The sequence below is a fragment of the Streptomyces sp. NPDC059852 genome, from assembly GCF_042731455.1.
Taxonomy (GTDB): Bacteria; Actinomycetota; Actinomycetes; order Streptomycetales; family Streptomycetaceae; genus Streptomyces.
Map to the genome: position 1 here is coordinate 234,072 of NZ_JBHWJK010000001.1, position 18,103 is coordinate 252,174.

The 18,103-nt window shown below is 72.7% G+C and carries 15 protein-coding genes; 10 read left to right on the plus strand and 5 right to left on the minus strand.

Annotated features, from left to right (window positions below; translation table 11 throughout):
* Positions 1 to 68: 68 nt before the first annotated feature.
* A complete protein-coding gene (locus ACFV46_RS01075; protein WP_385496628.1) occupies positions 69 to 1,283 on the minus strand; it encodes an ROK family protein in 1,215 nt (404 codons plus the stop codon).
* A 464-nt stretch (positions 1,284 to 1,747) separates the two neighbouring features.
* Here ACFV46_RS01075 and ACFV46_RS01080 point away from each other — a divergent pair, with 464 nt between their 5' ends.
* On the plus strand, positions 1,748 to 2,329 hold the full coding sequence (locus ACFV46_RS01080) for a biotin transporter BioY (RefSeq protein ID WP_385496629.1): 582 nt from the start codon (positions 1,748 to 1,750) through the stop codon (positions 2,327 to 2,329).
* Positions 2,330 to 2,404: 75 nt separating this feature from the next.
* On the opposite strand, the gene ACFV46_RS01085 is transcribed toward ACFV46_RS01080, so the two are convergent.
* Positions 2,405 to 3,133 (minus strand): hypothetical protein, encoded by a 729-nt coding sequence (locus ACFV46_RS01085; protein WP_385496758.1) that lies wholly within the window; start codon positions 3,131 to 3,133, stop codon positions 2,405 to 2,407.
* Between the two features lie 240 nt (positions 3,134 to 3,373).
* On the opposite strand from ACFV46_RS01085, the gene ACFV46_RS01090 reads away from it, so the two are divergent.
* Entirely contained in the window at positions 3,374 to 6,127 is a 2,754-nt protein-coding gene (locus tag ACFV46_RS01090; protein WP_385496630.1) for a protein kinase, read from the plus strand.
* A gap of 100 nt (positions 6,128 to 6,227) precedes the next feature.
* On the opposite strand, the gene ACFV46_RS01095 is transcribed toward ACFV46_RS01090, so the two are convergent.
* Positions 6,228 to 7,700 (minus strand): amino acid permease, encoded by a 1,473-nt coding sequence (locus ACFV46_RS01095; protein WP_361923965.1) that lies wholly within the window; start codon positions 7,698 to 7,700, stop codon positions 6,228 to 6,230.
* Positions 7,701 to 7,919: 219 nt separating this feature from the next.
* Here ACFV46_RS01095 and ACFV46_RS01100 point away from each other — a divergent pair, with 219 nt between their 5' ends.
* Positions 7,920 to 8,411 (plus strand): ribose-5-phosphate isomerase, encoded by a 492-nt coding sequence (locus ACFV46_RS01100; protein WP_361923963.1) that lies wholly within the window; start codon positions 7,920 to 7,922, stop codon positions 8,409 to 8,411.
* Positions 8,412 to 8,487: 76 nt separating this feature from the next.
* Entirely contained in the window at positions 8,488 to 9,297 is an 810-nt protein-coding gene (locus tag ACFV46_RS01105) for an Fpg/Nei family DNA glycosylase (RefSeq protein WP_385496633.1), read from the plus strand.
* A gap of 16 nt (positions 9,298 to 9,313) precedes the next feature.
* Here the strand turns inward: ACFV46_RS01105 and ACFV46_RS01110 are convergent, their stop codons facing one another.
* Positions 9,314 to 10,570 (minus strand): GNAT family N-acetyltransferase, encoded by a 1,257-nt coding sequence (locus ACFV46_RS01110; protein WP_385496634.1) that lies wholly within the window; start codon positions 10,568 to 10,570, stop codon positions 9,314 to 9,316.
* Between the two features lie 162 nt (positions 10,571 to 10,732).
* Here ACFV46_RS01110 and ACFV46_RS01115 point away from each other — a divergent pair, with 162 nt between their 5' ends.
* Together ACFV46_RS01115 and ACFV46_RS01120 are read left to right on the plus strand one after the other, a co-directional pair.
* Complete coding sequence (locus ACFV46_RS01115) at positions 10,733 to 11,911, plus strand: PP2C family protein-serine/threonine phosphatase (protein ID WP_283290988.1); 1,179 nt, start codon at positions 10,733 to 10,735, stop codon at positions 11,909 to 11,911.
* A 32-nt stretch (positions 11,912 to 11,943) separates the two neighbouring features.
* The gene (locus ACFV46_RS01120) at positions 11,944 to 12,420 is read left to right on the plus strand and encodes an HD domain-containing protein (protein WP_385496635.1); all 477 of its coding nucleotides are present in this window, start codon (positions 11,944 to 11,946) and stop codon (positions 12,418 to 12,420) included.
* A 15-nt stretch (positions 12,421 to 12,435) separates the two neighbouring features.
* On the opposite strand, the gene ACFV46_RS01125 is transcribed toward ACFV46_RS01120, so the two are convergent.
* Positions 12,436 to 13,638, minus strand: a complete 1,203-nt coding sequence (locus ACFV46_RS01125) for an acyltransferase family protein (protein ID WP_385496636.1) — start codon at positions 13,636 to 13,638, stop codon at positions 12,436 to 12,438.
* 553 nt (positions 13,639 to 14,191) lie between these two features.
* Between ACFV46_RS01125 and ACFV46_RS01130 the strand changes: the two genes are divergently transcribed.
* The 4 genes from ACFV46_RS01130 (at position 14,192) to ACFV46_RS01145 (ending at position 17,912) form a co-directional block, all read left to right on the plus strand.
* Positions 14,192 to 14,386, plus strand: a complete 195-nt coding sequence (locus ACFV46_RS01130) for a hypothetical protein (RefSeq protein WP_004001285.1) — start codon at positions 14,192 to 14,194, stop codon at positions 14,384 to 14,386.
* A 109-nt stretch (positions 14,387 to 14,495) separates the two neighbouring features.
* A complete protein-coding gene (locus ACFV46_RS01135) occupies positions 14,496 to 16,634 on the plus strand; it encodes a serine/threonine-protein kinase (RefSeq protein ID WP_385496637.1) in 2,139 nt (712 codons plus the stop codon).
* A 44-nt stretch (positions 16,635 to 16,678) separates the two neighbouring features.
* Positions 16,679 to 17,470 carry an alpha/beta fold hydrolase gene (locus ACFV46_RS01140; RefSeq protein WP_385496638.1) on the plus strand — a complete coding sequence of 264 codons (792 nt, stop codon included), beginning with the start codon at positions 16,679 to 16,681 and terminating at the stop codon, positions 17,468 to 17,470.
* Between the two features lie 31 nt (positions 17,471 to 17,501).
* Positions 17,502 to 17,912, plus strand: a complete 411-nt coding sequence (locus ACFV46_RS01145) for a VOC family protein (protein WP_361923949.1) — start codon at positions 17,502 to 17,504, stop codon at positions 17,910 to 17,912.
* Positions 17,913 to 18,103: the final 191 nt, after the last annotated feature.

Below are 18,103 nucleotides of genomic sequence, written 5' to 3' on the forward strand. Positions count from 1 at the left end.
ACGAACAGGCTCATGACCAGCATGTTCCCGGTCCTGTACGAGCCCTGTCAATATTCGGAGTTTCTGAATTAAATAGCCTCAGGTGGTACGCCCGCGGCCGCGCCCAAAGGGTCCCGGTAGAGGACGTCCAGAGCCACCGAACCACCCGCCGTCGCCAGTACGGAATCCGGGAAACTCGACGGCACGACCGACGCCGCGCGCGCGTCGCCCACCCCGGCGCGCAGCGCCCCGAGACAGTCCTCGCGGCTGAGGACACCGATCTCCGTGACCACCACGGTCTCCGGATTCAGCACGTCGAGCAGCAGCCCCACCGCCCGGCCCGTCGTCCGGGCCCGCTCGGTCAGCAGCCGCACGGCCACCGGGTCCCCGTCGCGCGCGGCACGCACGACGTGCTGCGGGTTCCTGCCGCCGATGACCCCGGCCGCCCGCGCCCGGCGGCACAGGGTCCGCTCGCTCAACTCCGCCTGGAGACACCCGGTCCGGCCGCACGCGCACCGCTCCGTGCCGCCCGGCACCGGCAGATGCGCGATCGCGCCGGCCTGCGAACGCGGACCGTGGTGCACCTCGTCGTTCGTCGCGAACGCCGCGTCGACCACGTTGCCGACGAACAGGTGCAGCACACTGCGGCTGCCGCGCGCCCGCCCGAACAGCCGCTCCGCGTTCACCAACGCCCGCGCGTGGCCGTCCACATGGACCGGCAGCCCGGTGCGGGCACCGAGCGCGTCCCGCACCGGCACCTCGCGCCAGCCCAGCAGCGGATGCTCGACGACCACCCCCGTGGCCCGGTCCACCCAGCCCCCGGCGGCGAACCCGACACCGAGCGGCCGGACGCCGGGCCGTGCGCCGAGCAGTCCGGCCAGCGCGCCGGCGGCCTCGTCCAGGACGTCGTACGGATCGACCGCGCCGGAGTGCGGCACCTCCCGCCGTGCCACGACCCGGCCGCGCAGATCGAGCAGCGCCACCGTGGTGTACGGCACCGCCACATGCACCCCGCCGACCACGAGCCGCGAGGCGTCCAGGTCGACCGGTACGTGCGGGCGCCCGACCCCGCCGGACGGCCGGGGCGCCACCGCCTCGCGGATCAGCCCCAGCCCGGTGAGCCGGGCGCAGTGGTCGGTCACCGACGCCGGGGACAGCCCGGTCAGCCGGGCGATGGTGCTGCGTGCCACGGGCCCGTGCTCCAGCACCGACCGCAGGACGACGCTGGCACTGGTCCGGCGCCGGTCACGGTCGGCGACACGGGGGATCGGGGACGAAAGAGTGGGTGCCGCGGTACGGGGCATGGGGGAACTTCCTCGGGATCCGGTCCGACACTGCGCCGTGCTGAACGGCGAGCCGGGCCGGGTCACCCGGGCCGGCTCACCCCGGACGGCGACAGGCGGTGGCGCCCACGCGTCGCAGATCGACGTGGCGACGCGACGTGAAGTTCCGGGACTGGGCGACCATGCGTTCGAAGCTAGCAAAGCGGGCCCGCGCTGCCCAGACGGCGACCGACGGGCGAGACGGTTCTTCATACGCGGGCAACATGATTGGTGGAACCCTACAGTGGCCCCGGACCCCGCCCCTGTGAGCCGAACGTCCCTGCCTCAGTGACCGGCGTCACCTCGCACCGGGTGTACCGCACCACCTTTGTCCGGAGCCCACCAAGCCCATGATCCCGCCTTTGTCGACCACTGACGGTGAGGGACCGCGACACCCTGGGATAGCGTCGCAGCGTCCCGTACCGCCCTCACCTCGCGGAGTCCCCATGAGCACCGCTGCCGCAGCCCCCGCACGCACCGGGCAGGTCCTCGCCGATCTGCTCCCCGCCTCCCGCGTCCGCGACATCGCGCTCGTCGCCGGCGGCGCCGCCCTCACCGGCCTGGCCGCCCAGATCTCCGTGCCCGTGCCGGGCTCCCCGGTGCCGGTGACCGGCCAGACCCTCGCCGTGCTGCTCGTCGGCACCGCGCTCGGCGCCGGTCGCGGCTTCCTCTCGCTCGCGCTGTACGCGCTGGCCGGCATGGCGGGCGTGCCGTGGTTCGCGCAGGGCACCTCCGGCGCCGCCGCCCCGTCCTTCGGCTACGTCCTCGGCATGATCCTCGCCGCGACCGTCGTCGGCGCCCTGGCCCGCCGCGGCGCCGACCGCACCGCGCTGCGCACCGCCGGCGCGATGCTGCTGGGCGAGGCGGTCATCTACGCCGTCGGCGTGCCCTACCTGGCCCTGGCCACCGGCATGTCGGCGTCCGCCGCGATCGCGGCCGGCCTGGTGCCGTTCCTGATCGGCGACGCGGTGAAGGCGGCGCTGGCGATGGGCGCGCTGCCCACGGCGTGGAAGTTCCTGAACCGCTGACACGACGTCACTTTCAGCAAGAGGCTCGCCGGTCGCACGCGACCGACGAGCCTCTGCTCTTTTCTTCCAGGGTGCTCAGCCCTGCGGGGACCGCCGGGGCCGCCGCAGCTGGGACCACCACAGCCCCGCCGCGCCGGCCGCGAGCAGGGCCGCCCCGGCCGCGCCCAGCGGCAGGACGTCCCGGCCCGGACCGGTCCTGGGCAGCTCGTCGGGGCCCGGGGCGACCGGCTTGTTGTCGGTACCGAGCAGCAGCGGTGTGGCCGGGGCGTCCGGCGACGGGTTGGTCGTGCCGAAAGGCACCGGGCCCTGCTGCCAGTACGTCTTCCTGCCGTCACCGGTCTGGACGGGCAGGCAGATCTTGCCCTCCTTGCGTACGTCGAACGTCGCGTCCACGGCGTAGGACTTCGACTCACCGGCGGGGAGATTGTCGAGAGGGCAGGCGAAACCGCTGTTCGAACCCTCGGGGAGATTTCCCTGGTCGATGGCCGAACAGCCTTCGACATTCTTGACCGTCAGGCCGTCGAAACCGACGACCAGAAGCTGGATCTTTCCGCTGTCCTTGGTCCCTTCGTTCTTGACGGTGGCAGTGATCTCGGTTTTCTGCGAACTGTTGTCCACCGAGATTTTCTCGGGCAGTTCGGTGGTGAGCTTCACTCCCGCCGGTGCCTCGTCGATGACCTTTCCCCCCTTGCTGCTGCCGGGTCCCTGGTCATCCGCACCGGCAGCGGAAGAGAAGATCATCACTGCCGAGAAAGATGCCGCGACCAGCGATCCCGCGATGGCCGTCGTGCGACGAGAACTCATGTTCGTCCCCCTTGCCTGCGCCTGAATTCGCAGTACTTGAAGAGCTACCACAAGATTTCTCCGCACTATGCTGATACGGACTGAAGTGTGACCATTGTGTTTCAATGGCGGATGTCCGATGTGGCATCGAGGGGGTGCAGCGGATTGCCGGGGAATACGCGAAGCGGTGGGGTTCCGGGTTTACTGGTGACGGGACGCTACCGATTGGTCGAGAGTATCGGCCAGGGGGGAATGGGGCGTGTGTGGCGAGCGGTCGACGAAATGCTCGACCGGCTGGTCGCCGTGAAGGAAATGCGGATAGACGGCCTCGACCCCGAGGACACCCGCACCCGCCGTGAGCGCACCCTGCGCGAGGCGCGGGCGACGGCCCGGATCGACCACCCGCACGTCGTCCGGGTCTACGACGTCGTCGACGAGGGCGAACACCTGTGGATCGTCATGGAGTTGGTGGCCGGCCGCTCCCTGGAGCGCATCATGGCGGAGGACGGCCCGCTGGGCCCCGCCGAGACGGCCCGGATCGGCCTCGGCCTGGTGGCGGCCCTGCGGCAGGTCCACGCGCGCGGGGTGCTGCACCGGGACATCAAGCCGGGCAACGTCCTCGTGGAGACGGAGGCCGTGCGCGGGCGCGGGCGGGTGGTGCTGACGGACTTCGGCATCGCGGCCATCCAGGACGCCAAGGCCCTCACCATGGTCGGCATGCTCGTCGGCTCGCCCGACTACATGGCGCCCGAGCGGATCTCCGGGCGCCCGCAGGGGCCGCCGTCGGACGTCTGGTCCCTGGGCGCGACGCTGTGCGCCGCCCTCGCGGGCCGGTCCCCCTTCTCCCGCGACACCACCCTCGCGACGCTGCACGCCGTGCTGTACGAGGAGCCCGAACTCCCCGCCGTCGCGGGCCCCTTGCGCCCCGTCCTGGCCGCCCTCCTCCAGAAGGACCCGTCGTCCCGCCCGGACCTCGACGCCCTGGAGACGTCCCTGCAACGGGTGGCGTCCCCACCCCCGACCCCGACGATCCCGGTCACCCCCGCCCCCACGGCAGCCCCGCACCCCCTCCCCGAGACGAAGCCGGGCACGCCCGTACCCGACCCCCGCATACGGGGAGAGGTGCACGACGCCGTACCGGCACAGCAGGCGTCCGCCGAGCAGGACTCGGCCCCCACCCGTCCCGAAGCCGGAACGGCCGTCGCCCCCTCGCAACCCGCGCCGTCGGCCGCCCCCCTCAACGGCCCCACGCCGGCCCCTGACACCCCGCCCACCGGGCCGACCACCCCCGGCGAATCCCTCGCCCCCGCACCCGGCACCGCCCCCGAGCCGTCGCCCGCACCCTTGCCGGGCGCCCACACGCCGACCTCGCCCTCAGACCCCCCACCCGCCGGGACGACCGCCCCCGGCCCGTCGCCCGCCGATGCGGCCGACCCTGGCCCGCCGCCCGCGCCCCGGCCCGGCGGCACGCCGCCCCCGCTCCCCGACCCCACACCGGTCGGTACGGCCGACCCCGACCGGCCGCCTGCACCTTCGCCCAGCGGCCCCACGCCGCCTGCCAGCCCCCCGCGCGCCGGGAGGTCCGAGGGTGACCCGCTGCCCGCGCCCCGCCCGGGCGGCACGCCGCCCCCGCTCCCGGGCTCTGCACCGGTCGGTACGGCGGACGGCGACCGGTCGCCTGCGCCTTCGCCGGGCGGCCCCACGCCACCTCCCAGCCCCCCGCCCGCCGGGAGGGCCGACGGTGACCCGCTGCCCGCGCCCCGCCCAAGCGGCACGCCGCCCCCGGCCCCCGGCCCCACACCGGTCGGTACGGCCGACCGCGACCGGCCGCCTGCACCTTCGCCCGGCGGCCTCACGCCACCCCCCAGCCCCCTGCCCGGCGCGGCGGCCGACCCTGGCCCGCTGCCCGCGCCCCGGCCAGGCGGCCCCACGCCTTCCCTGCTTCCCGACCCGGCACCCGCCGCGGCGGCCACCCCAGACCCGTCGCCCGCCGGACCGGCCGCCCTCAAGGCGTCGCCCGCCGGTACGGCCGATCCCGGCCAGCGGCCCGCACCCTCCCCGGGCGACCCGTCACCCGCACCCTCCCCGGGCGACCCGTCACCCGCACCCTCCCCGGGCGACCCGTCACCCGCACCCTCCCCGGGCGACCCGTCACCCGCGTCCTCGCCCGGGAGCCCCGCGTCGCCCCTGGTCCCCGGCCCCCCTGCCAGCGGGACCACCCCCAGCCTGGCTCCGGCCGGGACCGCCACCCCCGGCCCGCCGCCCGGCCGGACGACGGGCCCCGACCCGTCGCCCGCCGCCACCCCCCGCTCCCACACCCCCTCACCCCCGCCCCCCGGCGTCTCCCTGGCCCACTCCGAGGCGGCCACCCAGCGGCGGGTCGACAATCCCCTGCACGAGTCGCCCCGGCCCAGGCGCCGCCGTATCGCCGTAGGAGTCGCCCTCGCGGCCGTCGTTGTCGCGGGCGCCATCGTCGCCGGTGTTCTGCTGGACGGGAGCGGGTCGTCCGGCGGCGGAACGGCGGCCGGGCCGTCGGGGTCCGCGAGCGTGTCCTCCTCGCCGACCGTGGAGGGCACCTCGCGGCCGCAGAGCCTGCCGCCCGGTGCCCACCGGGAGGCGGGCGGGTTCGCCTGGGCGACCCCCGAGGGCTGGAAGCGCGACGTCAAGACCGGTGCCGAGGTGCACTACACCGCACCCGACGGCACCCAGGAACTCGCCGCCAAGTCGTCCCTCGCGCGCGGCGACCTCATGGACTCCTGGGAGCAGTCCGAGCAGGACGCCCGCCAGGGCGCCGACTACCGCAAGATCCGTCTGGAGCGCACCACGTTCCGGGACCACCCGGCGGTCGTCTGGGAGTACTCCTTCACCCTCCAGGGCGAGCCCTGGCACGCCCGTCTGCTCGGCTTCACCGTGGAGGGCAGGTCGTACCAGATCAACACCTGGTACCGCCCCGAGGCCGAGGAGCAGGCCCTCAAGACCTACGGCCGGGTCAGGGACAGTTTCACGGTGCTGTGACCGGCCGAGCACGGCAGCGAAAAGGGGAGGGGCGGCGGGAGCGCCTCAGCGCGTCCAGCCGCCCCTCCCCAGGGGCACTCGGCGTCGTGGCCTGCGGGCGTCAGCCCGTGGTGACCTCGTCCAGCGGAGCGTCCTCCGCGTCCTCCGTGTCAGCGGCAGCGCCCCCGCGCCCGGCCCCGACCTTCTCCTTCACGAAGGCCACCACCAGCACCAGCGCGGCCACCAGCAGCGACAGCAGCACCGTCTGCCGGCCGTCGTGCTCGGTGTCGGTGAGCATGTAGCCCAGCACGAAGACGATCAGCGCGGCCGTCGCCCACGTCAGGTACGGGTACAGCCACATCTTCACGACGAGCTTCTCCGGCGCCTCGCGCTGGATGATCCGCCGCATGCGCAGCTGCGAGAAGCAGATCACCAGCCAGACGAACAGGGCGACCGCGCCGGAGGAGTTGACGAGGAAGAGGAAGACCGAGTCCGGGAACTTGTAGTTGAAGAACACGGCCACGAACCCGAACGCCACCGACGCGAGGATCGCGGTGCGCGGCACGCCGTTGCCGGTCGTGCGGCCGAAGCCCCGCGGCGCGTCCCCGCGCTGGCCGAGCGAGAAGGCCATGCGGGAGGCGGTGTAGAGGCCCGAGTTCAGGCAGGACAGCACCGAGGTCAGCACGATGAAGTTCATGATCTGACCGGCGTGCGGGATGCCGAGCGAGTTCAGCGCGGCGACATAGGACCCGTCGTCGGCGATCGCCTTGCTGTCCCAGGGCAGCAGCGACACCACGACGAGGATCGAGCCCAGGTAGAAGACGGCGACCCGCCAGATGATGCTGTTGGTGGCCTTGGTGACGGCCTTCTGCGGGTGCTCCGACTCACCGGCGGCCAGCGTGGCGATCTCGCTGCCCATGAACGAGAAGACGACCAGCAGCACACCGGTCAGGATCGCCCCCGGACCGTTCGGCAGGAAGCCGCCGTGCCCGGTGAGGTTGCCGAACCCGGCCTGGTCGCTGTCGACGCCGGGCAGCACACCGAAGATCGCCAGCAGGCCGACCACGATGAAGCCGGCGATCGCGACGACCTTGATCCCGGCGAACCAGAACTCGAACTCGCCGTACGACCCGACGGACACCAGGTTCGTCGCGGTCAGCACGATCATCACGATGAGGGCCCAGGCCCACTGCGGGACGGCCGGGATCCAGCCCTCCAGGATCACCGCGCCGGCGGTCGCCTCGACCGCCAGCACGACGACCCAGAAGAACCAGTACAGCCAGCCGATGGAGAAGCCGGCCCAGCGCCCGAGCGCCCGGTCGGCGTGGGCGGAGAAGGAACCCGAGGTCGGGTTGGCCGCGGACATCTCACCGAGCATGCGCATCACCAGCACCACGAGCGTGCCGACGAGCGCGTACGAGAGGAGGATGCCGGGTCCTGCCGTGGCGATACCGGAGCTGGACCCGACGAAGAGTCCGGCGCCGATGACACCACCGATCGCGATCATGGAGAGATGGCGGTCCTTGAGCCCGGCCTGCAGGCCGTGGCCGCCGACAGCCGGTGCGGCCGTCTTCTTTGTCGGCTGCGAAGTCATGGAACGGAATTTCCTTTGCGCCGTGGGGAGCGGTCCTCGTACGGAGCGGATGACGTCGGTGTACGAGCCGGACCAGTGAATCGGAGGAGAACCGATTCGGGAACCTTTGATTCGGGATTGTTACTTGAGGTTTCCTTGAGGTTCCATAGTGCATCTCACATTTTCAAGGGGTGGCCACCCGACGCTGCTGCCCCACGGCGGCCGTGTCACACTCGTTGCATGCGCGTGTATCTCGGCTCCGACCATGCGGGCTTCGAACTCAAGAACCACCTCGTCGACTGGCTGAAGGCGGCCGGTCACGACCCGGTGGACTGCGGGCCCCACATCTACGACGCCCAGGACGACTACCCGCCCTTCTGCCTCCGCGCGGCGGAGAGGACGGCCGCGGACCCCGAGGCCCTCGGCATCGTGATCGGCGGCTCCGGCAACGGTGAGCAGATCGCCGCGAACAAGGTGAAGGGCGTCCGCGCGGCGCTCGCCTGGAGCGAGGAGACGGCGGCGCTCGGCCGCCAGCACAACAACGCCAACGTCGTGGCCGTCGGCGCGCGCATGCACACCACCGAGGAGGCGACGAAGTTCGTCGAGACCTTCCTCGGCACCCCGTACTCGGGTGAGGACCGTCACACCCGCCGGATCGACATGCTCAGCGCCTACGAGACGACGGGCGAGCTCCCCCCGATCCCGGCCCACCACCCGCAGCAGGAGCAGTAACGCCGACCGGCGGCCGGGGGGAGCCCCCCGGCCGGACCGGACGGACCGGTCACCGGGAGACGACGAAGGAGCCACCGTGCCTGAGGGGCACACCATCCACCGGCTGGCCCAGGACTACGCCGCCGCCTTCCGCGGCACCTCCCCCCGGGTCACCAGCCCCCAGGGCAAGTTCTCCGACGCCGCCGCCCTCCTGGACGGCGCCGAGCTCACCCGCACCGACGCCCACGGCAAGCACCTCTTCCTGGGCTTCCGCGACACCGACTGGGTCCACATCCACCTCGGCCTCTTCGGCAAGGTCGCCTTCGGGCCCGCACCCGCGCCCCCGCCCACGGACACCGTGCGGCTGCGCCTCGCGAACCACGCCGCCCACGTCGACCTGCGCGGCCCCACCACCTGCGCCCTGATCACCGGCACCGAGAAGCAGGCGATCCACGACCGCCTCGGCCCGGACCCGCTGCGCGACGACGCCGACCCGAGCGAGGCGTACCGGCGGATCTCCCGCAGCCGTACGTCGATCGCCGCCCTGCTCATGGACCAGAAGGTCATCGCCGGGGTCGGCAACGTCTACCGGGCCGAGGTCCTCTTCCGGCACGGCATCGACCCCTACCGCGCCGGCCGGGACATCACCCCGGCCCAGTGGGACGCGATCTGGGCGGACCTCGTCGCGCTCATGCGCGAGGGCGTGCGCACCAACCGCATCGACACCGTCCGCCCCGAGCACACGCCGGAGGCCATGGGCCGCCCGCCCCGCGTCGACGACCACGGCGGCGAGGTCTACGTCTACCGCAGGGCGGAGCAGCCCTGTCACCTGTGCGGCGGCGAGATCCGCACCGCCGGCCTCGCCGCCCGCAACCTCTTCTGGTGCCCCGGCTGCCAGACGCCGTGACCCCGCGGGCCGCGCGTCAGAAGCCGTGCGGCAGCCAGGGCGCCACCGGGGAGACGAAGCCCGTCGCGGCCTCGTCCAGCGCCCCGCGCCGCAGCTCCCGCACCCGTCCGGCGGCGCCCAGCGCCCGCAGGCTCACCCCGCCGAGATAGGCCGCCCCCAACTCCCGTACGGACAGGGCCAGATCGGCCGCGTCCGTCGTACGCCCGCACGACGCGCCCTTCGCATCGCCGGTGAGCCGCCAACGCCCCGTGTTCCAGGGGCAGAAGGCGTCCTCGACCTCGAACACCACGTCCACCGGGGCCTGGTAGGTCCGCGCCTCCAGCGCGGCGCCCACGTCCACCGGACGTACGTGCAGGGCGTCCTTCACACGGATCCCGCACCGCCGGATGTCCGAGACCTGGTACTGCCACGCCTCGTCCACCGGCCGCGACCGCGTCACCACCTTCGACGTCAGGTCGATGTCGAACAGGAACCGCCACAACGCCGACTCCGCCGCCGGGTCCAGGGCGTGGAGGTCGCGCAGCCGCACGATCCCGTCGGGTCCGCCGTGCCCCCACTCCGGCTGCACGCTGAACCGCGCGTACCCGACGACCGTGTCGTCCCGCTCCGCCACCACGCACTGCAGCGGCGAGCCGCCCCCGCGATCGCTCTCCGGGTCCAGGATCCCGAGCCGCTCCCAGCCGGGCAGCCGCGCCATCATCCCCGGCCGCCGCGGCACCCCGGCCGCGTACACCGCCTCGCACGCGTCGAGGACGTCGGCCGGCGCCGCGTACCGCAGCCGTACGTCATCGGTGCCGGGCGGCACCGACAGCCGCACCCGGGAGGTGTCGATCTCGGCGCTCGCCGCGAACGTGCCGACGCCGTAGCCGAACCGGCCGTAGATCGCCGGTTCCGACGCGGTCAGCACCGCCAGGGGACGGCCCGACGCGCGGACGTCGTCCAGCTGCCGGCGCATCATCGACGTCAGCACACCGCGCCGGCGGTGCGTGGCGGCGACGCCGACCATCGTGACGCCCGCCGCGGGCACGGACGCCCCGCCCGGCACGGTCACCCGGAAACTGAACGCGCCGGCCGTGCCCACGCACATGTCCCCGTCCCAGACGCCGAGGGAGTGCTCGACCTCGGTCAGGGACCGGAACAGCTCCCGCTCCTCGGTTGCCTCCGGCACTCCGCCGAAGGCGCGCACGAGGGAGTCGTACCAGATGTCCCACTCGTCCTGCCGCAACGGCCGTGGCCGAAGTCCGCCCGCGTCGCCCGCGCTCTCTTTCACCATGGACCATGCGTACCAGCGAGGTGCGGACGGGGCGAGGCAATTTTCCGGTGACGGCGACGCGACGGCCACCTGTGAAGTTCACTGTGAAGTTGAACCTCGGACGGGGGACAAGTGGGACCTCCCGTGCCAAGCGACTGGTCCGATGGATAGGGTCCCGAACTGATGGCAGCAGGACGAGAGCGGCGCACGGCGGCCGAGACGTTCACGGCCCGGTCGAAGATGCAGTGGCACCGGGTCCGCACCGCCCTGCGCAGAAGCGCCGTGGACTACTTCCGCGGCGACGGCTCGGACTGGGTCGCGCTCGCCCTGCTGCTCGTGACCGTGCCGCTGATCTGCGCGGCCACGATGATGAACCCGGTGTGGTTCTCCCCGGCCGCGCTGGTCCTGCCGATCGTGGCGGGCGGGGTGCTGCTGCGCCCCGCCAGCCTGCTCGGCCTGTACGCGGCGGCGGCCACCGCGCTCATCGTCGAGTCCGTCCAGCTCGGCCCGTACACCGAGGGGCCGTCGCGGGTCACCCCGGGGGTCGTCCTGGTCGTGGCCGCGTGCGGTTTCTTCGGGCTGCTCATCGCGCAGTTCCGCAGCCGGGTCGGCGTGCCCTGGCGGCGCGGCGGCACCATGCTCTTCGACCTGCGCGAACGCATCCGGGTGCAGAGCAAGCTGCCGCAACTGCCGCACGGCTGGCACCGCGAGATGGCCCTGCGCCCGGCCGGCGGCCAGTCCTTCTCCGGGGACTTCGTCGTCGCGGCCCGGACCAACGGCGGCCGCACACTGGAGGTCGTGCTGACCGACGTCTCCGGCAAGGGCATGGACGCCGGCTCCCGCGCGCTGCTGCTGTCGGGCGCCTTCGGCGGCCTGCTGGGCAGCCTGCCCCCGCACGCGTTCCTGCCCGCCGCCAACGGCTATCTGCTGCGCCAGGACTGGGACGAGGGCTTCGCCACCTCCATCCACCTCGTCCTGGACCTCGACTCGGGCGACTACGAGCTCTACTCGGCCGGGCATCCACCCGGCCTCCAACTCAGCGCGGGCAGCGGGCGCTGGGAGGAGAAGGCCGCCGAGGGCCCCCTCCTCGGGGTGTACGACGGCGCCCAGTTCGACCCCGTGAAGGGCTCGCTGCGGCCCGGCGACGTCCTGATGCTGTTCACGGACGGTCTGGTCGAGACGTCCGACCGGGACATCGCCGAGGGCATCGACCGGCTCACCGGGGAGGCCGACCGGTATGTCGCGGGCGGGTTCCACGGCGCGGCCTGGCACCTCATCGAGGCGGTCGCGAAGGACGTCAACGACGACCGGGCGCTCCTGCTGATCTGCCGCGACGGGCCGACGGCTTCGGCGGCGCCCTGAGCGGCACACCGGGGGAGCGGCACACTGTGGGGGTGACCGAGACACCGCGGGACACCCCGCAGCCCACGCTGTCCCTCGCCGAGGTGGAGGCCCTCGCCCGCGCCGCGCACGCGGAGCAGACCGACAAGGCCGGGCGGCCGTACAGCGAGCATCTGAGCGCCGTCGCGGAGGGCGTCCGCGCGCGGGGCGGCGACGACGACCAGATCGCCGCCGCCTGGCTGCACGACGCCGTGGAGGACGACGCGCTGTCCGAGGAGTGGCTGGAGCGGGCCGCGCTGAGCCGTCGTACGAAGGACGTCGTGCGGGCCGTCACCAAGCGGGCCGGGGAGCCGCCCGAGGACTACGCGGCCCGCATCCTCGCCACCCCGGGCGCGCTGCTGGTGAAGGAGGCCGATCTGGCGCACAACGCCGATCCGGCGCGGCTCGCGGTCCTGGACCCGAGGACCCGGAGACGACTGACCGAGAAGTACACGCGGATGCGCGCACTTCTCGGTCTCGTCGGCGGTTGAGCTCCCGGGTACGGGTCAGGCGTCGACCTTCTCGCGGGCGGTCGCGCCCTCGCGGCGCTCGCGGGCCCGGGCCAGTTCGGCCGCGTCCCGCTTGAACGCCCACTCCATCTTCGGCTCCATCGCGAACCGGAAGACGCGGCGCACGGGCGCGGTGCACAGCAGCGTGACGCCGACGGCGGCGAGGACACTGACGAAGGCGACGCCCTCGGGGCGGTGCAGCCAGTCCGCCTCGAACCAGCCCTGGTAGTCACCGGCCTTCACGACGAAGCCGTGCAGCAGATAGCCGTAGAGCGTGCCGGCGCCGAGCGTGGTGAACCACATGGGGCGGCGCGGCACCCAGGCGAAGAAGCAGGCCGTCAGCAGCAGCGAGCAGCCGAACATCGCCAGCACCATGACCGGACCGGTCCACCAGGGCGCCTGCAGCTCCTGCGCGGCGTCGCGGTGGTAGAACCACGCGGTGTTCATGCGCGGCACCGCCCAGTAGGCGACGAGCAGCGTGACCACGCCGATCGGCACCGACAGCAGCCGCGTCGTGCGCGTGCGCACCATGTGGAAGTGCTCCGGCTTCATGATCAGACCGAGCACGAAGTACGGCAGGAACTGCAGGACCCGCTGGAGGTCCAGGTCGTCGCCGATCTCCGGGGTGACGGTCGCCATCATGGCGAGGCCGAGCGCGATGGGGAGCGGCCAGCGCACGACCTTCCACAGGGGTGTGGTCAGCCGCCAGATGAACAGCGCGCACAGGAACCAGGTCAGGTACCAGGGGTCCAGGATGCTGATGTCCATGCCGGGGTCGTCGTCGATCCAGCGCTTGAAGAGCGGATAGGCCGTCTCGAACACGATGTACGGCACCGCGACACCGGTGATCAGCCGCTTCATCCGGCTGGGGCTGGCGTCGAAGCTGCGGGAGAAGAAACCGGAGATGATGATGAACGCCGGCATGTGGAACGTGTACACGACCGTGTACAGCGTCTCCAGGGTCCGGCTGCCACCCTTGATCGGCTCCCAGGCGTGTCCTATGGCGACGAGGACGATCGCCAGGTACTTCGCGTTGTCGAAGAACGCGTCGCGCTGCTTGGCGCCGCCGGACGCGGCTCTGGCGTTGCCCTGGGCCTTCCTGTTCTGCGGAGAGCGCGGACTCGGCACTCCGTCCGCCGGCTGCTGTGCCGGGGGGAGTGGCGCTCTGTTGTGGCCTTGCGGTCGCAGCGAGTCCGTCACAGACCCTCCCGACGAGAACCGGGGGAGAGGATCCCGGACCGCGCTGCGCATGCGGGGGACGAGGCAGCGTGGAACATCTGAGGCACCCTAGCGTTGTCTGAGTGATTTCGTAAAACCCGCGAGGTCATTAACGTTTATTGTGCGCGACCTCGCACGGGGGCGGCTAACGGCCCCCTGGCAGACCCCTGTTGAACGCCCGGCTTGTCCGGATTCATACCGACAAGGTGAGCCATATGGCCAGGAGATGCCGCCGATGAAATGATCAACCCTCCATGAATTCGAAATAGCTGCGAACACGTTGTGTGGCGATGGAAACGATCCCGTTGAATTCGCCGCGCGGGTGTCTCCTCGAAATGCTGTACGGGCAGGGCGGGGGCGGGCGTTCACACCCCAGCGCGCACCCCGGCGCGACGGCACCCCCGGCACCCCTGTGGCGAACGAAACGTCACGTGCCGCATAGGCGGGCCCGGTTGGTGGCACGATGGTTCTGGCGGGGTGCGCGGGGTCGCGTCCCCGGGCCGGGAGAGCGGACCGACCGAGGGTGTGATCTGTTGTGGCCATTTCGCTGTCAGTGGTGCTGCTGTTGGCGATCGTGCTGGTGGTACTGATCCGAGGCGGATCACTGAAGGCCGGTCCCGCCGTCGTCGCCGTGCTGTTCGGCTTCTTCCTGGCCTCCACGGGCATGGCCGACGACATCCAGCGGTTCCTCAACTCGATAGCGGAGACCATCAACTCCATCCAGTTCTAGGGTCGTCGCGCTGCCGCGCCGTCGCTCCCAGGGGCCGTCGGGCCGCCCGGACACCTACGGATACCCTCGTTCGAGATCGTCGAACGGTGCGGAACGGGGGACGTACGGCATGGCGCTGCGCGAGACCGACCCGGCGGAGGTCGGCGGTTACGCGATCGAGGACCGCCTCGGCGCCGGCGGCATGGGTGTCGTCTACCTCGCCCGCTCCGCCTCCGGCCGCCGGCTCGCCCTGAAGGTCGTGCACGCCCAGTACGCCGACGACGACGAGTTCCGCACCCGCTTCCGCCGTGAGGTCGCGGCGGCCCGCCAGGTCAGCGGTGCCTTCACCGCCCCCGTCGTGGACGCCGACGCCGACGCGGCCCGCCCCTGGATGGCCACGCTCTACATCCCCGGCGAGGACCTCGGCACCCATGTCCGCCGCCACGGCCCGCTCCCCGCGCCCAAGTTGCGCGAACTCGCCGCCGGACTCGCGGAGGCCCTGCGCGACATCCACCGCGCCGGGATGGTCCACCGGGATCTGAAACCGGCCAACGTGATGCTCGCCGAGGACGGGCCCCGCGTCATCGACTTCGGCATCTCGCGCGCCACCGAGTTCGGCGCCTCCGACGTCCTCACCCAGACCGGCCGCGTGATGGGCACCCCGCCCTTCATGTCCCCCGAGCAGTTCTCCTCCCCGCAGGACGTCGGCCCCGCCGCAGACGTCTTCTCCCTCGGCTCCGTCCTGGTCCACGCCGCCACGGGCCACGGCCCGTTCGACAGCCCGAGCCCCTACGAGACGGCCCTGCGCGTCGTCGACGGCGCCCCCGAACTCGACGGCGTACCGCCCGAACTGCTCCCTTTCGTCCGGTTGTGCCTGGAGAAGCGCCCCGCCTCCCGTCCCACCACCGGTGAACTCCTCGCCCTCCTGCGCGACGGCCGCCTGCCCGACCCGCGCCCCGGCGACACGACCGCGTCCATGCCGCGGGACGCGTCCCCGCCCCGCCGCCGGGGGCGCCCCTGGCTCGCCCCCGCCGCGGGCGCCCTGGCCCTGGCCGCCCTCGCCGCCCTGACGTTCACCCTCACCTCCGAGGAGGCCACCCCCGGCAACCTGCCCGCCGGCTGGCAGCCCTGGCGCGGCAAGTCCAAGGACCCCGGCGTCGACAAGGAGCCGACCGCCCCCGACGGCCCCTTCACCCGCTGCGCGGCCACCGGCGCCTCCCTGGTCTGCGCCGGCGACGACGTCATGGCGACCCGCTTCGCCCTCGCCGACGGCCGCAACACCTGGGCCCGCCCCGTCGACGACACCCCCGACGAGCTCGGCCTCGGCGACCAGGGCACGATCCTCGCCGCCCGCGCCGGCCGCGTCTTCGTCTACGGCTCCGACGACCGCACCGTCCGCGACGAGAACCACTACCGCTACACCGTCCAGGCCCTCGACGCCGACAGCGGCGACGTGCTCTGGTCCACGGTCACCGGCGACGGCCCCGAGGCGTCCGAACCCAACAGCGAACTCGGCTACGCCGTCGCCGTCCCCGAGGGCATCGTCGCCGTCCACGGCCCGAAGGGGCAGCAGTACGCCCTGCTCGGCGCCGACGAGGGCGAGGTCCGCTGGAAGCGCCCGCTCCCCGACCCCGACAGCCGGATATGCCTGCTGCGCGGCGCCGGCGGCCAGGCGTACCTGGTCTGCCAGAAGTGGTCCCTCGACGACGAGGACGTCAGCGGCACCAGCGTCGCCCAGCTCGACCCGGCCACCGGGCGGCCCCGCTGGACCGTGCGGCTCGACGGCGACCAGGACATCGTCGGCGAGACCGGCGGACGCCTGGTCCTGCTTCCCACGGCGGGCGCCCACCGCACCCTGACCCTCATCGACACCGCCTCGCACATCGTGACGACCGTGCGCCTGTCCGAGGCCCAGCCCGAGACGTCCACCCCCACCCTGCTCGGCGGCCGGCTCCTGTACACCCGCCCCAGCGGCAGCGTCCGCGCCTTCGCCCCCGAGGACGGACGCCGGCTCTGGGAGAGCAACTCCACCGTGGAGTCCCCCGGCCCGCCGGTGGCCTCCACGACCCACCTCTACCTGGCCTCCCCGAGCGGCCGCCTCGCCGCCCTCGACCTGCGCACCGGCAGGGTCACCGCCACGCTCCAGGGCCGCGACGACGGCGGCACCGCGGACGCCGGCGCCGGCGCCCCCCTGACCCTCGTGGGCGACGCCCTGTACGTCCCGTACGGCGTCCGCTCCGTCTACAGCGTGGACGTCCGCGCCCTGTGAAAAGGCGCCGGGCCACGCCCCCGCCTCTGGCATCCTGCGGGTCCATGACCACCACCGCTGCCCCCGACGCCGCCCGCGCCGCCCTCACGCTCGACGGGCGCCGCCTCTCCTACCTCGACTTCGGCGGCCGGGGGCGGCCCCTGCTCGCGCTGCACGGCCACTTCAACGAGGGCCGCACGTTCGCACACCTGGCGCGGGCGCTGTTCCCGCACTGGCGCGTCGTCGCACCCGACCAGCGCGGGCACGGCTTCTCCGACCGGGGACCGGACTTCTCCCGGGAGGGCTACGTCGCCGACGCCAGGGCTCTCATCACCCACCTCGGCCTGGAACGGCCGGTGGTGCTCGGCCACTCGCTGGGCGGGGTCAACGCCTACCAGCTCGCCGCCCGCCACCCGGAGCTGGTGAGCGCGCTCGTCATCGAGGACATCGGCACCGAGATCGACGACGACCTGTCCTTCTGCCTGTCCTGGCCGCACCGGGCACCCAGCCGCGCGGCTCTGATCGAGCGGCTCGGCGACTCGGCCCGCTACCTCACCGACGCCCTGCGCGAGTACGCCGACGGCTGGGGCCTCGCCTTCCGCGCCGAGGACATGGTCACCTCCGTCGGCCAGGTCAACGGCGACCACTGGGACGACTGGCTCGCCACGGACTGCCCCGCCCTCCTCGTCCACGGCACCCGGAGCGACACCCTCACCGAGGCCCACGCGAAGGACCTGGTCTCCCGCCGCCCCCACACCCGCCTCGCCCAGCTCCCCACCGGCCACACGGTCCACGAGACGGACCCCGAGGGCTACGCGGCCACGGTGGGCGCCTTCCTCGGCACCCTGAGGGACTGACGGCCGCGCGGGCCTGTGCCAAGATCGCGGGATGCTGCGACTGACCGATTTCATCATCGACTGCCCGGACACGATGAAGCTGGCGTCCTTCTACTCCGAGGTGACCGGCCGCCCGATCAAGGAAGGCAGCACCGACGAGTGGGCTGGCATCCGGTTCGGCGAGATCGAACTGGCGTTCATCAGGGTGGACGACTACCGCGCCCCCCAGTGGCCCGACAACGAGCACCCCAAGCAGTTCCACCTCGACTTCGAGGTGGACGAGATCGAGCCGGAGCAGCGCCGCGTCCTCGCTCTCGGCGCCACGCTGAGGAAGGACTTCATCGGCCCCGACGGCTACGGCTGGCGGATCTACACCGACCCGGTCGGCCACCCCTTCTGCCTGTGCCGCAACAAGGGCGTCACCTGGACCCCCGACGGCCCGACCTGGCCGGGCCGCGACTGACGGGGGAACCGCCCCCGTGGAGACAGGCCGGGAAAACGATCAGGGCCAGGCGGAGGAGTAACCCTCCGGCCTGGCCCTGAGCCGTACAGAGCGGGCGACGGGAATCGAACCCGCGTAGCTAGTTTGGAAGATCGCGTATGCGCGTGGCCGTTGACCTGCTCGGATGCTGAGCTGTGCCTTCTCTGATCGCT

Coding starts and splice junctions, on each gene's coding strand:
- ACFV46_RS01095 (WP_361923965.1), bottom strand. CDS start 7,700: ATGACTTCGCAGCCGACAAAGAAGACGGCCGCACCGGCTGTCGGCGGC.
- ACFV46_RS01140 (WP_385496638.1), top strand. CDS start 16,679: ATGACCACCACCGCTGCCCCCGACGCCGCCCGCGCCGCCCTCACGCTC.
- ACFV46_RS01135 (WP_385496637.1), top strand. CDS start 14,496: ATGGCGCTGCGCGAGACCGACCCGGCGGAGGTCGGCGGTTACGCGATC.
- ACFV46_RS01100 (WP_361923963.1), top strand. CDS start 7,920: ATGCGCGTGTATCTCGGCTCCGACCATGCGGGCTTCGAACTCAAGAAC.
- ACFV46_RS01115 (WP_283290988.1), top strand. CDS start 10,733: ATGGCAGCAGGACGAGAGCGGCGCACGGCGGCCGAGACGTTCACGGCC.
- ACFV46_RS01110 (WP_385496634.1), bottom strand. CDS start 10,570: ATGGTGAAAGAGAGCGCGGGCGACGCGGGCGGACTTCGGCCACGGCCG.
- ACFV46_RS01145 (WP_361923949.1), top strand. CDS start 17,502: ATGCTGCGACTGACCGATTTCATCATCGACTGCCCGGACACGATGAAG.
- ACFV46_RS01080 (WP_385496629.1), top strand. CDS start 1,748: ATGAGCACCGCTGCCGCAGCCCCCGCACGCACCGGGCAGGTCCTCGCC.
- ACFV46_RS01075 (WP_385496628.1), bottom strand. CDS start 1,283: ATGCCCCGTACCGCGGCACCCACTCTTTCGTCCCCGATCCCCCGTGTC.
- ACFV46_RS01085 (WP_385496758.1), bottom strand. CDS start 3,133: ATGAGTTCTCGTCGCACGACGGCCATCGCGGGATCGCTGGTCGCGGCA.